We start from the raw sequence: 14,100 nt of genomic DNA, 5'->3' as shown, positions 1-14,100 counted from the left end.
CTTGCGTGGTCAGAAATTTTGCGCAATCCGCAAGATTTGCCCTAGTCTGTCGGTATGAGCGGGCTGAGAGAGCGGAAGAAGCAGGCCACGCGCGAGGCGCTGATGACGGCCGCCCTCCGGCTGGCCCTCGAACGCGGGCTGGAGCACGTACGCGTCGAGGACATCGCGGCCGAGGCCGGGGTGTCGCCACGGACGTTCAACAACTACTTCTCCAGCAAGTACGAAGCGCTCGCCGCCCGCCACACCGACCGCGTCAGAGCGACCGTGGCGGTGCTGCGCGCCCGGCCTCCCGCGGAGCCCTTCTGGGAGGCGCTGACCGAGGCGATGGTGCGGCCCTGGGAGGCGCACGCGAGCGACGCCGGCGCCGCCCCGCCCCCCGAGCTGCTGGCCGGCATCCGGATGCTGGCCGGCGAGCCGGCGCTGCGCGCGGAGGCGCTGCGGGTGGCGTTCGCCGTCGACGGCGAACTGGCCGCGGCCGTCGGCGAGCGCACCGGCACCGACCCCACCCACGACCTCTACCCCTCCCTGGTCGCCGCCGCGGCGACCTCCGTCGTGCAGGCCGCCGTCGGCCACTGGCTGCGCGCCGACCCGCCGGTCCCGCTGGGGCCGCTGCTGCGCGACGCGCTGCGGGCCCTCGCCGCCGGCCTGCCCGCCCCTTCCGAGTGAGGAGACCTACGTGCACACCGACATCGTCATCTCCGGCGCCGGCCCCAACGGGCTGATGCTGGCCTGCGAGCTGAGCCTCGCCGGGGTCCGTCCCACCGTCGTCGAACGTCTGCCGCGCCGCAGCGACCAGCCCAAGGCCAACGGGATCATCGGCCAGGTCGTGCGATTGCTGCGCCGGCGCGGCCTGGCCGAGGAAGAGGCGCCGCTGCCCGGGTTCGTGTTCGGCGCGATGCCGCTCGACCTCGCCGGGCTCGACGACAATCCGCTGCACGGCATGGGCATCCGGCAGCCCGCCCTGGAGAAGCTGCTCGAACGCCGCGCGCTCGACCTCGGCGTGGAGATCAGGCGCGGGCACGAGCTGACCGGCTTCACGCAGGACGAGCAGGGTGTGACCGTGCGGCTGACCGGGCCCGGCGGCGCATCCGAGCTGCGCACCCGCTACCTGGTCGGCTGCGACGGCGCCCACAGCGCGGTGAGGAAGCTCGCCGGGATCGGCTTCCCCGGCGTCAGCGCGGCCGACGTGGTCAGCCGCACCGCCCACGTCAGCGTGCCCGGCGCGGTGCTCCGGCCCGAGCGGGCCGAGATGGAGGTGCCCGGCGCGGGCACCTTCGGGCTGTACGCCTGGCACCGCACCGAGCGCGGCGCGTACGCGCTGCTGCCCGTCGGACCAGGGGTGCTGACCGTCGCCGCGATGGAGTGGGACGCCGGCGCGCCCGGCGAGGACGTCCCCATGACCATCGCGGAGCTGCGCGAGAGCCTGGCCCGGGTGCTCGGCCGCCACCTGCCGCTGGCCGCCCCCACCGGCCCCGGCCCCCATCTGCTCAGGCGGCTGAACGGCCGCGACACCCGGGTCGCCGACCGCTACCGCGACGGCCGGGTGTTCCTGGCGGGTGACGCCGCGCACGTCCACTCCGCCATGGGCGCCCCCGGGCTCAACCTCGGCCTGCAGGACGCCGTCAACCTGGCCTGGAAGCTGGCCGCCGAGGTGCGCGGCTGGGCCCCGCCCGGGCTGCTGGACACCTACGAGGCCGAGCGCCGCCCGGCCGCGGAACGGGTCGCCGTGCACACCCAGGCCCAGCTCGCGCTCGCCGCACCCGGGCCGGAGGTGACGGCGCTGCGCGAGGTCTTCGGCGAGTTGCTGGCCGACGCGCCCGCCCGCCACCGCATCGCCGCCCTGCTGGCCGGATCCGACGTGACGTACGCGATGCCCGCGCCGCCGCACCCGCTGGTCGGCCGGTTCCTGCCCGAGCTGCCCGCCGGGCCAGCCGCCCAGGCCAGGCCCGTGCTGCTCGCCCCGGCGGCGGAGGGGGTGCGCGTCCGCCACGGGCGCGTCGACGTCGTGCCCGCGGACGGGCCCGACGCCGTGCTCGTCCGCCCCGACGGCTACGTCGCCTGGGCCGGCACGCCGGACGAGACCCTGGAGCGCGCCCTGGCGACCTGGTTCGCCGAGAGCCTGGAGGCCGCCTAGCGTGCGGCGCGCCCGACCCCGGCGAGAATGCCCGGCCTGACCAGGTCGTACGCGCCGCCGGGGGCCGCTTCGGGCGCCCAGTCGGCGACCGGCACGACGCCGGGGCCGAGCGGCTCCAGGCCGTCGAAGTAGGCGGCGATCTGGTCGTGGCCGCGGGTGGCCAGGCCGCCCGCGCCGGTGCCCGCGTAGACCTGCCGGCCTGCGCGGGCGGCGTCCTCGGTGGCGTTTCCGGCGTACAGGTGTGAGAGCACCAGGTGGCAGCCGGGGCGCAGCCGCTCGCGGACGAGGGCCGCGATGCCGGCCGCCTCGGCGTCGTCGGGCACGAAGTGCAGCACCGCCAACATGAGCACCGCGTACGGCTGGGAGAGGTCGAGGTGGCCGGTCACCGCCGGGTCGTCCAGGATCGCGCCGGGATTCCGCAGGTCGCCCTCCACCACAGCGACGTCCGGCAGCCCCGCGACCAGCGCGCGGGCGTGGACCAGCACGGCCGGGTCGTGGTCGACGTAGACGACGCGGGAGCCGGCGACGTGCCGGGCGGCCACCTGGTGCACGTTGTCCTGCGTCGGAAGCCCGGCGCCGATGTCGAGGAACTGGCGCACGCCCGACTCGGCGATCATGCGTACGGCCCGGCCGAGGAAGGCCCGGTTGGCCAGGGCGATCTCGCGGGCGTCGTTGCCCATGCGCCGGCCGAGCTCGATCATCTGCTCGGCCGCCGCGCGGTCCGCCGCGAAGTTCTCCCGGCCGCCGAGGTAGTAGTCGTACATGCGGGCGACGCTGGGCACGTGGGGGTCGATCCCGGGGGGTACACGGTCGGCCTCGGTCATGTGACGGCCTCTCGTTGATCGTTTTGCGCCGATTGTAGGCGGCGGTCAGGCGCGCCGGAAGGTCCGCCGGTAGGCCAGGGGAGGAACGCCGACCGCCGCGTGCAGGTGCTGGCGCAACGAGACCGCCGTGCCGAACCCCGACCGCCTGGCGACCTCCTCCACGCCGAGGTCCGTCGTCTCCAGCAGGTGACGGGCGTGCTGCACCCGCTGCCGGACCAGCCACCGGCCCGGGCTCATGCCGGTCTCGTCGCGGAAGCGCCGGGTGAACGTGCGCACGCTCATCCTGGCGTGGGCGGCCAGCGCGTTGAGATCGAGCGGGACGTCGAGGTGGGCCCGCATCCACGCGCGGGTGGCGGCGGTACCGCCGCCGTCCTGGGGGAGGGGCCGGTCGACGTACTGGGCCTGGCCGCCCTCCCGCCACGGCGGCATGACGCAGCGCCGGGCCGCGCGGTTGGCCACCTCGCTGCCGTGGTCGCGCCTGATCACGTGGAGGCACAGGTCCAGGCCGGACGCCACCCCGGCCGAGGTCAGCACGTCGCCGTCGTCCACGAACAGCACGTCAGGGTCGAGCCTGACCTTGGGGAACAACCGCGCGAAGCGGGCGGCGTCCCGCCAGTGGGTGGTGGCCGGGCGCCCGTCGAGCAGCCCCGCCGCCGCGAGCACGAACGCGCCCGTGCAGATCGACATGATCCGGGGCCTGCCCCGCAGGGCGTCCCGGAGCGTGGTGGAGATCGTGCCGTGTCGCAGCGGAGCACCCCCGTGGATGCCGGGGACCACGACGGTGTCGGCGGTGTCGAGCACGTCCAGGTCGTGGTCCGGCTGGACGGTGTAGCCCGCCGAGCAGCGCACCGGCGCGCGGCCCTCGGAGCAGGTGACGACCTCGTACAGCTTCTCGCCGGACGGTGTCTCCGCCGACCAGAACACCTGGCCGGGCACGCCGAGGTCGAGCGGCGCGAACTGGTCGAGTACGACGACGGCGATCCGATGCGTCATGGCCGGATTCTTGCACATATTGGCTTTCAGGCCACTCGTGCCCCCAGAGCTGGATAAATCAGGATTGGCGGATGACCGTCAGCGTTCCCCCTTCCACCCGGCGCGGCCTCCACCGGGCCTGGTACGTCGCCGCCGTCGCCTTCGTCGCCATCCTGGGCTCGGCCGGCTTCCGCGCCACCCCCGGCGTGCTGATCACCCCGCTGCGGGAGGAGTTCGGCTGGTCGGCCGGCACCATCTCGTCGGCCGTCTCGGTCAATCTGGTGCTCTACGGTCTGACGGCGCCCTTCGCCGCCGCCCTCATGGACCGCTTCGGCATGCGCCGCATCGTCGCCGCCGCGCTGCTGCTGATCACCGCGGGCAGCGCGCTCACCGTCTTCATGACGGCGAGCTGGCAGCTCCTGCTGTTGTGGGGCGTGTTCGTGGGGCTGGGCACGGGGTCGATGGCGCTGGTGTTCGCCGCGACGGTGGTGGACCGCTGGTTCGTCCGGCACCGCGGCCTGGTCACCGGCGTGCTCACCGCGGCGGGGGCGACCGGGCAGCTCGTCTTCCTGCCCGTGCTCGCCCAGCTCGCGCAGGGGCCGGGGTGGCGTTTCGCCTCACTGACCGTGGCCGCCGCGGCGCTGGCGGTGGTGCCGTTCGTGTGGTGGCTGATGCGCGACCGTCCCGAGGACGTCGGCACGACCGCGCTCGGCGCGGACCCGGAGGCGGTCCGTACGGAGTCCGCCCGGGTCAACGCCGCCGTGCGGGCCGTCACCGTGCTCGCCGCGGCGGCACGTACGCGGCCGTTCTGGTTGCTCGCGGCCGGCTTCGCGATCTGCGGGGCGAGCACGAACGGCCTGGTCGGCACCCACTTCATCCCCGCCGCCCACGACCACGGCATGGCCGAGCCCGTCGCCGCCGGGCTGCTCGCGATCATCGGGATCTTCGACATCGCCGGCACGGTCGCCTCGGGCTGGCTCAGCGACCGGATCGACCCCAAGCTGCTGCTCGGCGTCTACTACGGGCTGCGCGGCCTGTCGCTGATGGTGTTGCCCGGCCTGTTCGCCGCCACCACCGAGCCCAGCATGCTGATCTTCATCGTCTTCTACGGCCTGGACTGGGTGGCGACCGTGCCGCCCACGGTGGCGCTGTGCCGGCGGATCTACGGGCCCGACGGGGCCGTGGTGTTCGGCTGGGTGTTCGGCTCGCACCAGGTCGGGGCCGCGATCGCCGCCGTCGGCGCCGGCCTCACCCGCGACCACCTCGGCGCCTACGACCTCGCCTGGTACGCCGCCGGCGCCCTGTGCCTCCTCGCCGCCGGACTCTCCCTGGCGATCGGGCATGCTAGAGGGCGATGAACGAGCTCTTTGTCCTGCCCCTGGTCGTCAGGATCGAACGCGCCACGCCCCCGCAGCGCACCGACGCGCTGGAAGCCGCCGCCATGGCCGTGCTGAGCCTGCTCGACGACCCCGGCGAGTGGGCCGCCGAGCTGCACGCCTGGCAGTCCACCGGCAAGATCCGCAAGGTCGTGCGCCGGGGGAGGGGCGCCGAGTGGCGCCGCGCGCTCGCGCTGCCCGGCCGGACGATCGAGCACCGCACGGCTGAGGTGCGCGTCCACCCGCCCGTCCCGCTGGACGCCTGGCCGCGCGACCTGGCCCGGCTCCAGGTGTCGGGCACCGAGCTGGCCGACACCGAAGAGCCGCCGCCCGCCGAGCCGCCGGTGTTGTGGGAGAACCCGCGCCTCGGCATGTCGGCGGGCAAGGCCATGGCCCAGGCCGGGCACGCCGCCCAGCTCGCCTGGTGGGCCAGTGACGCGGCCGAGCGGGATGCGTGGCGCGAGCGCGGCCTCGCGGTGTCGGTGCGCACACCTCCCGCGCAGGACGACTTCGACGCCCTGGCGGCCGCCGGGCTGCCGGTGGTGCGCGACGCCGGGTTCACTGAGATCGAGCCGGGCTCGTGCACGTTCGTCGCCGACGCGCCCTGGCTGGCCGCCCGCGTCGCTAGACCGTGAACACGTCGGCCAGCACGCCGCCCGCCGGGGTGATCCGCGCGGGCGAAGGGCTGTCGTACACGACCATGAGCCGGCCGTCAGGCAGCCGCACGAGGCCCTCCGGGTGGTCGCAGCCGACGCCGTACGGCAGCTCCAGCACGGTCTCCAGCGCGTCGGCGGGCACCACGTCCTCGCGCCCGGGGCCGGGACGCCAGCGCATCACCCGCACCGGCCCGTCGAGGTCCATGGTCGGCCCGGTGAGCAGCAGCAGCGCGTCGCCGTCCGGGCACATGTCGCGCACCCCGAGCCCGTCGAGCGCGAGAAAATGCTTGCGGTACGGCTCCCCCATCCGCAGCCGCCCTCTGCCCGCCTCCTCCAGCCGCAGCTCCAGCACCACCGCCCAGCCGCGCAGCACCGGCCCGCGCAGCCCTAAGTAGACCCGCCCCGACACGACGGCGATGCCCTCGACGTCGAACCCGTTGTCCTTGCCCGGCAGCGCCAGGAACGGCGCCAGGTGCCGGTCGTCACCCAGGTGGGCGGTCACGTTGCGCGAGCCGGCCAGGATCGCGCCCCGCCCCGGCACGCCGGCGTCGTCCACGGGGAGGCGTACGACGATGAAGCGGTTCTCCTCCCTGATCACGGTGGCCAGCCGGTCGGCGGCCTTGGCCGGGTCCTTCGACTTGACCCGCCGGCGCTTGAGGCTGTGGGAGCCGACCAGCCACAGGTGGCCGTCGTCGAGCGCCATCCCCTCGATGTCGGCCTCGTCGTGCGGTCCCGCCGGGAGGGCGACGTGGTCGGCCAGCGCGAACGTGCGCTGCTCCCCGTAGTGGTCGCCCGTCCACGTGAGGTGTTCGAAGGTGGCGGTCTCGTCGCCGGCGACCCACAGGCCGGTGCGGCTGAGCCGGATCGCCGAGAGATTCGTATGCGTCTCGGCCGCCCGGGAGGCGTGGTCGAAGCGCAGCTCAACCTGATGCACCACGCCATGATTGCACTTCGGTCGCTTCAACAGCGCATTGGCGGGATATGTCGTACGCTCCCGTCGTGCTCCAAGGGGAAGATGAGATCAACGGTTCCGGAGTGAGTACGACGGGCGGGCCTAGAATCCCTGCTTCTCCGCCCAAACGCTCCCGCATCGGTGATATCCGCATGCGGGTGGTGTACCGGGGGCTCGCCGTGGTCGCCGCCGTCGTGGCCGTCGCCGTGACGCTGACCGTGGTGCTGTTCCCGTCGGAGCCGGACGAGGTCGTCGCGCGGCCGGTCACCGCGCCGCCGGCCGCGGCGCTCCCGTCCGGCTCCGCACCGGTCTCCGGCTCCGCGCCCAGCGCGGCGTCGGTCTCCGTCTCTCCCGTGCCGTCGCCGTCTCGTGTGCCGGCGTCTGCCTCGCCCGCGCCGTCTCCTGGGAGCCACTCGCCGACGCCCGGCGCGTCGCTCGCGCCCGGCTACACGGCCATGGAGGCCCTGTACGCCGACCCGCGCGTCCCCCGGCTGACCCGCGACGTCAAGCGCATGTCCCTGCGTCCGACCGGCAAGCAGGTCATCAAGGACAAGCGCACGGGGCTGGCCGCGCCGACGCTGCCCCGGCCGTGGCGGACGTACGGGCCGGCGCCGTTCACCAGCAGGCAGGTGCTGCCGCCGCAGCGCGGCACGAAGCTGCGCGGCATGTTCGTCACCTGCCCGCTGCCGATCATGGAGCAGGAGTCCCCGCGCGACACCGCCCTCCTGGCCGCCCGCTGGACGCTCAACCACCACCCCGAAGGCTCCAAGATCAGCTGGCTCGCGTCCCAGCCGGTCAAGCGCGGCTGGATGCTCGCCTACCGCGTCACGTACGGCAAGCACAGCTCCCGCGCGGCCGTCGTGGTCATGGACGGGGGAATGAGCAAGCCCGGTTTGGCGTTCGTCACAGTGCCTGACTCGCAACGCAAACACTGGCGTGACATCGGCCGCGCGGCGGCGGGGGTGCGTGTTCTAGGCTAGAAAGATCATTGATGCGGCGATTGGGGAGTGACGCCGTGGAACGCTCTGGACCGCCGCAGGCTCCGAACAAGGGCAAGGGCAAGCCGCCCTGGCGCTCGGAAGGCCTGCCCGGCACGCCCGGAGGCAAGCCGAAGATCAACTGGTGGCGTTTCGTCGTCACCCTGCTCGTCGTGTACGCGGCCTTCTTCGTCGTGTCGTCGTTCGTCGACAGCGAGTCCGTCGAGACGATCTCTTACACCGAGTTCACCAAGCAGGTGAACGCCAAGAACGTCAAGGAGATCTACGCCCAGGGCCTGTCGGTCGAGGGCGATCTGCGCTCGGCGGCGACCAACCCGGAGGGCGGCGAGTCCTACGACAGGTTCGCCACCGAGATCCCGGCCTTCGCCAACACCGACCAGCTCGACCAGCAGCTGGCCAACGGCCAGGTCGAGATCACCTCTCAGCCCATCACCCGCGGCTTCTTCTCCAACCTGCTGCTGTCGCTGCTGCCCGTGCTGCTGCTGGCGGCGCTGTGGATCTGGATCATGCGGCGCGGCTCCAGCATGATGGGCGGCGGTCTCGGTGGTCTCGGCAAGTCGAAGGCCGCCAAGCCGGTCGAGGCCGGTCAGGTGCGCGTCACGTTCGAGGACGTCGCGGGCATCGACGAGGTCGAGAACGAGCTCGTCGAGATCGTCGACTACCTCAAGGACCCGGGCAAATACCGCCGGCTGGGCGCCAAGCTGCCCAAGGGCGTGCTGCTCGCCGGGCCTCCCGGCACCGGCAAGACGCTGCTGGCCAGGGCAGTCGCGGGCGAGGCCAAGGTGCCGTACTTCTCGGCCAGCGCCTCCGAGTTCATCGAGATGATCGTCGGCGTGGGCGCCTCCCGGGTGCGCGACCTGTTCGAGGAGGCGCGCAAGGTGGCGCCGTCGATCGTGTTCATCGACGAGATCGACGCCATCGGCCGGGCCCGCGGCGGCGCGGGCGGCGTCGGCGGCCACGACGAGCGCGAGCAGACGCTCAACCAGATCCTCACCGAGATGGACGGCTTCTCCGGCGCCGAGGGAGTGATCGTCATCGGCGCGACCAACCGTCCCGAGATCCTCGACCCGGCGCTGCTGCGTCCCGGGCGCTTCGACCGCACGGTGCAGGTGGGCCTGCCCGACGCGGCCGGCCGCACCGCGATCCTCGCCGTGCACACCCGCGGGGTGCCGCTCGACGCGGAGGTCAGCCTCGACCAGCTCGCCAAGACCACTCCTGGCATGACCGGCGCCGACCTGGCCAACCTGGTCAACGAGGCCGCTCTGCTGGCCGCCAAGCGCGGCAAGGAGAAGGTCACCATGGCCGACTTCACCGACGCGCTGGAGAAGCTGCAGCTCGGCGCGGCCCGCAGCATCGTGATGCCGGAGGAGGAGCGCACGCGCACCGCCTACCACGAGGCCGGGCACGCCCTGCTCGGGATGCTCCAGCCGGGCGCCGACCCGGTCAGGAAGATCTCGATCATCCCGCGCGGCCGGGCGCTCGGCGTCACGCTGTCCACCCCCGACACCGACCGGTACGCCTACGACGAGCAGTATCTGCGCGGGCGCATCACCGGCGCGCTCGGCGGCATGGCGGCCGAGCAGGTCATCTTCGGCGTCATCACCACCGGCGCCGAGAACGACCTCGAACAGGTCACCATGATCGCGCGCGGCATGGTCGGCCGGTGGGGCATGTCGGAGAAGGTCGGGCCGCTGACCATCCTGTCCAACGACGGCCAGCCGCCGCAGGCCTCGCCGGCCACGCTCGCGACCGTCGACGAGGAGGCGCGGCGCATCGTGGACGAGTGCTACGACCGCGCGGTCCGCGTCCTGACCGACAACCGCGACAAGCTCGAGGCCATCGTGGCGGCCCTGCTGGAGCACGAGACGCTCGACGAGGTCGACGCCTACGCGGCGGCGGGCCTGGCGCGTTCGGTGGCCTCCGAGGGGACGCCCGCGCTCCCTGTGTCCGGGAACGGGCATGTGCCCGAGGGAGAGCCCGCCGGTTTTCCGAAGAATTAGGACAATTCGGACGTTGCTTCAGCGCCCCCGAGGGAAGTCTTCCGGGACGAGGGATCGGGGGACTGTCGTGACACTGCATGACGAGCTTCTCGCCGGGCTCGGAGACTCAGGACTGGAACAGGTCGCCGGCATGCTCGACACCGACGCGCTCACGGCCCGCAACGTCCTCGAGGCCGTGTCCGGCGCGATCGTCGGCGGCATGGCACGCAACGCCGAACACCCGGACGGCGCCGAGGCCCTGCGCGGGGCGCTCGACGACCACATGGACACCGATCCGTTCAACGGCGACGTCGCCTCGCTGGCCCGCGACGGGCACAGCATCCTCGGCCACGTCCTGGGCGGCCAGGGCACCGAACAGATCGCGGCGGGCCTCGCCAGGCACGCCGGCGTCGGCACCGGCGCCGTCATGAGGCTGATGCCGCTGATCGCCCCGATGGTCATGTCCCTGCTGGCCAACCGCGCGACAGGCCGCGACATGGACGCCACCACGCTCGCCGACGACCTCCACCGCGAGCAGGAGTCCCTTCCCCGCGTGCTCGCCGACCTGCTCGACGGCCTGCTGGACGGCATCTTCGGCGGCATGTCCCAGCGCACCGGCCTGTACGAGTTCGGTGACGCGGACCGGACCGAGCGCCAGGTGACACCTGGCTCGTCGAACCCCGAGTGGTGACCGGTAGGCTGGGTCGGTGATCGTTCTGGCCTCTGCCTCCCCCGCTCGCCTGGCGCTTCTGCGCAGCGCGGGCCTCGACCCCAAGGTGATCGTCAGCGGCGTCGACGAGGACGCCTACTCCGCCCACACGCCCGCCGCGCTCAGCCTCGTGCTGGCCAAGGCCAAGGCCGAGGCGGTCGCGAGCGGCTTGGCAGAGGGGCTGGTCATCGGCTGCGACTCGATCCTGGAGCTCGACGGCCGCCCGTACGGCAAGCCCGCCTCGAACGAGGAGGTCGTGGAGCGCTGGCGCATGCTGCGCGGGCGCACGGGCCGCCTCGTGACCGGCCACTGCCTCATCGACGTGGCCGCCGGCCGCCAGGTGGCCGAGGTCGCCACCACCGTCGTGCGCTTCGGCCAGCCGTCCGAGGAGGAGATCGCCGCCTACGCCGCCACCGGCGAGCCGCTGGCCCTGGCCGGGGCGTTCAGCATCGAGGGGCGCGGCGGCTGGTTCGTCGAGGGCATCGAGGGCGACCACGGCAACGTCCTCGGCATCTCGCTGCCGCTGCTGCGCGACCTGTTCGCCGAACTCGGCTACGCGGTGACATCGTTCTGGCGCTAGCCTGCCGGGCATGCGATCACTGCGCGACTTCGCCGGCGGCGTCGGTTTCTTCGTCCAGGGTTTCGGATGGGTGTCCAAGCACCCGCGGTGGTGGCTGTTCGGGCTGATCCCCGCGGTGATCTCTTTCGCCGTCTACGTGCTGGCGCTGGTCTTCCTCGGTACGAACGCCGCAGATCTGGCCGCGTTCATGACGCCGTTCGCCGACTCGTGGAGCTGGCGGGAGGCGTTCCGGGCGGTGGTCGGCGTCGCGCTGTTCCTGGGCGGGCTGGCGGTGGCGGTGCTCACGTTCGCGGCGCTCACGCTGACCGTCGGGGAGCCGTTCTACGAGCGGCTGTCGTCGGCGGTCGACGTGCTGGACAACGAGCACGAGCAGCCGTGGTGGCGCACGCTGCCCCGCTCGATCCGCGACAGCCTGGTCACGTTGTTCTATGTGCTGATATTTACGATTCCGCTGTTCTTTCTCGGGTTCATCCCGGTTATCGGGCAGACCGTCGTGCCGGTGTTAGGGGCGCTGGTGTCCGGCTTCTTCCTCACCGTGGAGCTCACGACGCTGTCGCTGGAGCGGCGGGGGATGGCGCGCAAGCAGCGGTTCGCGCTGCTGCGGGGGAACAAGGCGAGCGCGCTGGGGTTCGGGGTGGCGGTGTTCCTGCTGTTCCTGATCCCGCTGGTGGCGGTCATCGCCATGCCGGCCGCGGTCGCCGGCGCCGCCCTCCTCGTCCGCACCCGCATTTCGCCGGTACCTGAACGTTGACGGCAACGCACGGGCCCGCCGTGCACGGCCTCTGACGCCGGACGCTGCCGTTGTGGGGCATTCGGCCTTGGCGGTCGACGCGGGCGGCCGCGGACGCCCGGGACGGTGTCGATGAAGCTCCCTTGGGTGGCCCGTACAAGCCAGGCTCCCTTGTAGGGGTGCCTGGCGCCGCGTCGGCCACAGCCGCCTGTCCACAGGCTGGATCCTCGATCGCGCCGTCGTACACAGAACACGTTGCACCGCCGCGGGAACGGCGCGGCAGCGGGCACGCTTGCGGCCATGACGACCAACCGTTCAATCTCCACCCCGCCTCCGCCCCCGCCCGCTCCCCTCCGGCCGCTCACGCCTTCGACCCCGCCTTCAACCGCCGCTGTAGGGCCGGCGACCCCTTCGGATTCGTCTTCGGTCGCTCCCGCACGGCCGGCCGAGCGTTCCGGCCCGTCATCGGGTGTTCGCACGAAGCCCGCTGAGCCGGCCGGCGCGTCCTTCGGCGCTGTCACTCCGTCGGCCGAGGCTTCCAGCCCGTTCTTCGGCGTTTCCGCAGGGGACCTCGGGTCTTCCGCCCTGGCCGGCGAGGCTTCCGCTCCGCGCTCAGGGGCTTTCGCCCTGGCTTCCGCCGTCCCCGACCCGCCTCCGGTCTCTGCCTCTGGGTGGCCGTTCGACGCGCCGGAGCCGTGTCTCACCCTGACCAGCCCCACCGACATCCTCGCGGCCGTCCCGTACCTCGTCGGCTTCCACCCGACGAGCAGCCTGGTGGTCATCGGCCTTGCGGCGGGCCGGGCGAAGATGGTGGCGAGATGGAGCCTGCCGCTCCCGCCCGGCACCCTCGACGCCATGCTGCCCCTCTTCGAGAGGGAGGCGGTCACCGGCATCGTCATCGTCGGCTACGGCCCAGGTGAGCTGGTCACGCCGGGCGTCGACGAGACGAGGCGGCTGGCCGCCGGTGCGGGGGTTCATGTGGCGGAGGCCCTGCGCGCCCACGAAGGCCGCTACTGGTCCTACGTCTGCGACGTGGCCACGTGCTGCCCGCCGCAGGGCACCCCGTACGACCTGTCCACCAGCCAGATAGCGGCCGAGGCGACCGTGCACGGGCTGGTCGCGCTCCCCGACCGCGAGGCCCTGGAACGCACGCTCGCCCCCGTCACCGGCCCCGTACGCGTGGCGATGAGCCGAGCCACAGCCGAGGCGATCGCCGAGCTCCAGGCCAGACTCATGGCCTCGACGGACCTCGACGCGTTCGCGGCCGAGTTCGTGTCCGACGGCTTGGCGAGAGTCCGGTCGGCCCTGCGCGTCCACACCGAGGGCGGACGCCTCCACGACCTCGAAGCCGCCAGGCTCGGCCTCAGCCTGACGCTCATGAGGATCCGCGACGAGGCCTGGACCCTCATGCAGGATTCTCACGTCACACTCTGGAAAGACCTGACCCGCCGCCTGGACCCGCGCTTCGTGCCCCCGGCCGCGTCCCTGCTGGCGATGGCCTCCTGGCGGGCGGGCAACAGCGTCCAAGCCACCGTCGCCCTCGAACGCGCCCTGACCATCGACCCCGGCTACTCGATGGCCCACCTCCTCATGCACGCCCTGCAGAACCTCCTCTCCCCGGAGCTGCTGCGCGACCGCATGCCCACCCCCGCCGAGCTCGACGAGGCCATGGGTCCCGTCAACGCCTCCTGGCTCCTGCCCCTGATCAACCTCATGGACGAAGACGACTCCGTCCCACCCCTGGAATGACCCGACGCCCGCCTCGTTCCGCGAGGACGCCCGGCCCCGACCCCTCGTTCCGGCCTCGCCTTCGCATCCGACACCATCCGTGCGCGCTCGCCGGCCGGGAGCGGGCCCGGGACCACGGCGACCGCGCCCAGACGACGTCGGTTCGTGCAGACGACCCGGCCAGACGGCCGATAGCACCCCAGGACACTCTGCCCGGCCCTCGGCCGCGACTTCCGCCACCAGCACTCTGGAGCTGTTCAGCGACATCACCGCCCAACACCGCGACAATCCGGCGCAGGCCGCCCGACAGGTCATGCCGCACAGGAAGCCCCGCATCCGAACGGCCGAGCGGCTGGCTGCTCGGCACGCCGTTCACCGACAACAATCCTGTGCGGGCCGCTCGGTTGTCATGCCGCGCAGGATGGCCCGTGTCCGTACGACCGAGGGGCTGGCTGCTTGGCA

General features: G+C 72.9%; 13 protein-coding genes. 10 read left to right on the top strand and 3 right to left on the bottom strand.

Annotated features, from left to right (window positions below; all coding sequences use genetic code 11):
- Positions 1-54: 54 nt before the first annotated feature.
- Positions 55-666 carry an acyl-CoA-like ligand-binding transcription factor gene (locus tag ACIBP6_RS28795; RefSeq protein WP_397057005.1) on the top strand — a complete coding sequence of 204 codons (612 nt, stop codon included), beginning with the start codon at positions 55-57 and terminating at the stop codon, positions 664-666.
- Positions 667-676: 10 nt separating this feature from the next.
- The gene (locus tag ACIBP6_RS28790) at positions 677-2,134 is read left to right on the top strand and encodes an FAD-dependent monooxygenase (RefSeq protein ID WP_397057004.1); all 1,458 of its coding nucleotides are present in this window, start codon (positions 677-679) and stop codon (positions 2,132-2,134) included.
- Here the strand turns inward: ACIBP6_RS28790 and ACIBP6_RS28785 are convergent.
- Both ACIBP6_RS28785 and ACIBP6_RS28780 read right to left on the bottom strand, forming a co-directional pair.
- Complete coding sequence (locus tag ACIBP6_RS28785) at positions 2,131-2,958, bottom strand: SAM-dependent methyltransferase (RefSeq protein ID WP_397057003.1); 828 nt, start codon at positions 2,956-2,958, stop codon at positions 2,131-2,133. The two genes, ACIBP6_RS28790 and ACIBP6_RS28785, sit on opposite strands and share 4 nt — an antisense overlap.
- A gap of 45 nt (positions 2,959-3,003) precedes the next feature.
- Positions 3,004-3,951 (bottom strand): GlxA family transcriptional regulator, encoded by a 948-nt coding sequence (locus ACIBP6_RS28780; RefSeq protein WP_397057002.1) that lies wholly within the window; start codon positions 3,949-3,951, stop codon positions 3,004-3,006.
- 71 nt (positions 3,952-4,022) lie between these two features.
- On the opposite strand from ACIBP6_RS28780, the gene ACIBP6_RS28775 reads away from it, so the two are divergent.
- Together ACIBP6_RS28775 and ACIBP6_RS28770 are read left to right on the top strand one after the other, a co-directional pair.
- Positions 4,023-5,288, top strand: coding sequence for an MFS transporter (locus ACIBP6_RS28775; RefSeq protein WP_397057001.1), 1,266 nt, complete (start codon positions 4,023-4,025; stop codon positions 5,286-5,288).
- On the top strand, positions 5,285-5,941 hold the full coding sequence (locus ACIBP6_RS28770) for a peptidyl-tRNA hydrolase (protein ID WP_397057000.1): 657 nt from the start codon (positions 5,285-5,287) through the stop codon (positions 5,939-5,941). The genes ACIBP6_RS28775 and ACIBP6_RS28770 overlap by 4 nt, the downstream gene beginning before the upstream one ends.
- On the opposite strand, the gene ACIBP6_RS28765 is transcribed toward ACIBP6_RS28770, so the two are convergent.
- Positions 5,931-6,899, bottom strand: coding sequence for a DUF3616 domain-containing protein (locus ACIBP6_RS28765; RefSeq protein WP_397056999.1), 969 nt, complete (start codon positions 6,897-6,899; stop codon positions 5,931-5,933). The two genes, ACIBP6_RS28770 and ACIBP6_RS28765, sit on opposite strands and share 11 nt — an antisense overlap.
- Before the next feature lie 167 nt (positions 6,900-7,066).
- On the opposite strand from ACIBP6_RS28765, the gene ACIBP6_RS28760 reads away from it, so the two are divergent.
- The 6 genes from ACIBP6_RS28760 (at position 7,067) to ACIBP6_RS28735 (ending at position 13,659) form a co-directional block, all read left to right on the top strand.
- Positions 7,067-7,894: a hypothetical protein gene (locus tag ACIBP6_RS28760; protein ID WP_397056998.1), complete on the top strand. Its 828-nt coding sequence runs from the start codon at positions 7,067-7,069 to the stop codon at positions 7,892-7,894.
- A gap of 35 nt (positions 7,895-7,929) precedes the next feature.
- A complete protein-coding gene (gene ftsH / locus ACIBP6_RS28755) occupies positions 7,930-9,912 on the top strand; it encodes an ATP-dependent zinc metalloprotease FtsH (RefSeq protein ID WP_397056997.1) in 1,983 nt (660 codons plus the stop codon).
- A gap of 67 nt (positions 9,913-9,979) precedes the next feature.
- Positions 9,980-10,582 (top strand): DUF937 domain-containing protein, encoded by a 603-nt coding sequence (locus ACIBP6_RS28750; protein WP_397056996.1) that lies wholly within the window; start codon positions 9,980-9,982, stop codon positions 10,580-10,582.
- A 16-nt stretch (positions 10,583-10,598) separates the two neighbouring features.
- A complete protein-coding gene (locus ACIBP6_RS28745) occupies positions 10,599-11,180 on the top strand; it encodes a Maf family protein (RefSeq protein WP_397056995.1) in 582 nt (193 codons plus the stop codon).
- Positions 11,181-11,190: 10 nt separating this feature from the next.
- Positions 11,191-11,931 (top strand): EI24 domain-containing protein, encoded by a 741-nt coding sequence (locus ACIBP6_RS28740; RefSeq protein ID WP_397056994.1) that lies wholly within the window; start codon positions 11,191-11,193, stop codon positions 11,929-11,931.
- A 564-nt stretch (positions 11,932-12,495) separates the two neighbouring features.
- Positions 12,496-13,659, top strand: a complete 1,164-nt coding sequence (locus ACIBP6_RS28735) for a DUF4192 domain-containing protein (protein ID WP_397057093.1) — start codon at positions 12,496-12,498, stop codon at positions 13,657-13,659.
- The last annotated feature ends 441 nt before the right edge of the window (positions 13,660-14,100 follow it).

This window comes from Nonomuraea terrae (assembly GCF_044465245.1).
Classification (GTDB): Bacteria; Actinomycetota; Actinomycetes; order Streptosporangiales; family Streptosporangiaceae; genus Nonomuraea; species Nonomuraea terrae.
The sequence above is the reverse complement of the archived record's forward strand: the minus strand, read 5'-3'. Positions and strand labels throughout refer to the sequence as shown.

Excerpts from the sequence above, each read along its gene's own strand:
- ACIBP6_RS28795 (WP_397057005.1), top strand. The coding sequence starts at position 55 with ATGAGCGGGCTGAGAGAGCGGAAGAAGCAGGCCACGCGCGAGGCGCTG.
- ACIBP6_RS28785 (WP_397057003.1), bottom strand. The coding sequence starts at position 2,958 with ATGACCGAGGCCGACCGTGTACCCCCCGGGATCGACCCCCACGTGCCC.
- ACIBP6_RS28780 (WP_397057002.1), bottom strand. The coding sequence starts at position 3,951 with ATGACGCATCGGATCGCCGTCGTCGTACTCGACCAGTTCGCGCCGCTC.
- ACIBP6_RS28775 (WP_397057001.1), top strand. The coding sequence starts at position 4,023 with ATGACCGTCAGCGTTCCCCCTTCCACCCGGCGCGGCCTCCACCGGGCC.
- ACIBP6_RS28770 (WP_397057000.1), top strand. The coding sequence starts at position 5,285 with ATGAACGAGCTCTTTGTCCTGCCCCTGGTCGTCAGGATCGAACGCGCC.
- ACIBP6_RS28760 (WP_397056998.1), top strand. The coding sequence starts at position 7,067 with ATGCGGGTGGTGTACCGGGGGCTCGCCGTGGTCGCCGCCGTCGTGGCC.
- ACIBP6_RS28740 (WP_397056994.1), top strand. The coding sequence starts at position 11,191 with ATGCGATCACTGCGCGACTTCGCCGGCGGCGTCGGTTTCTTCGTCCAG.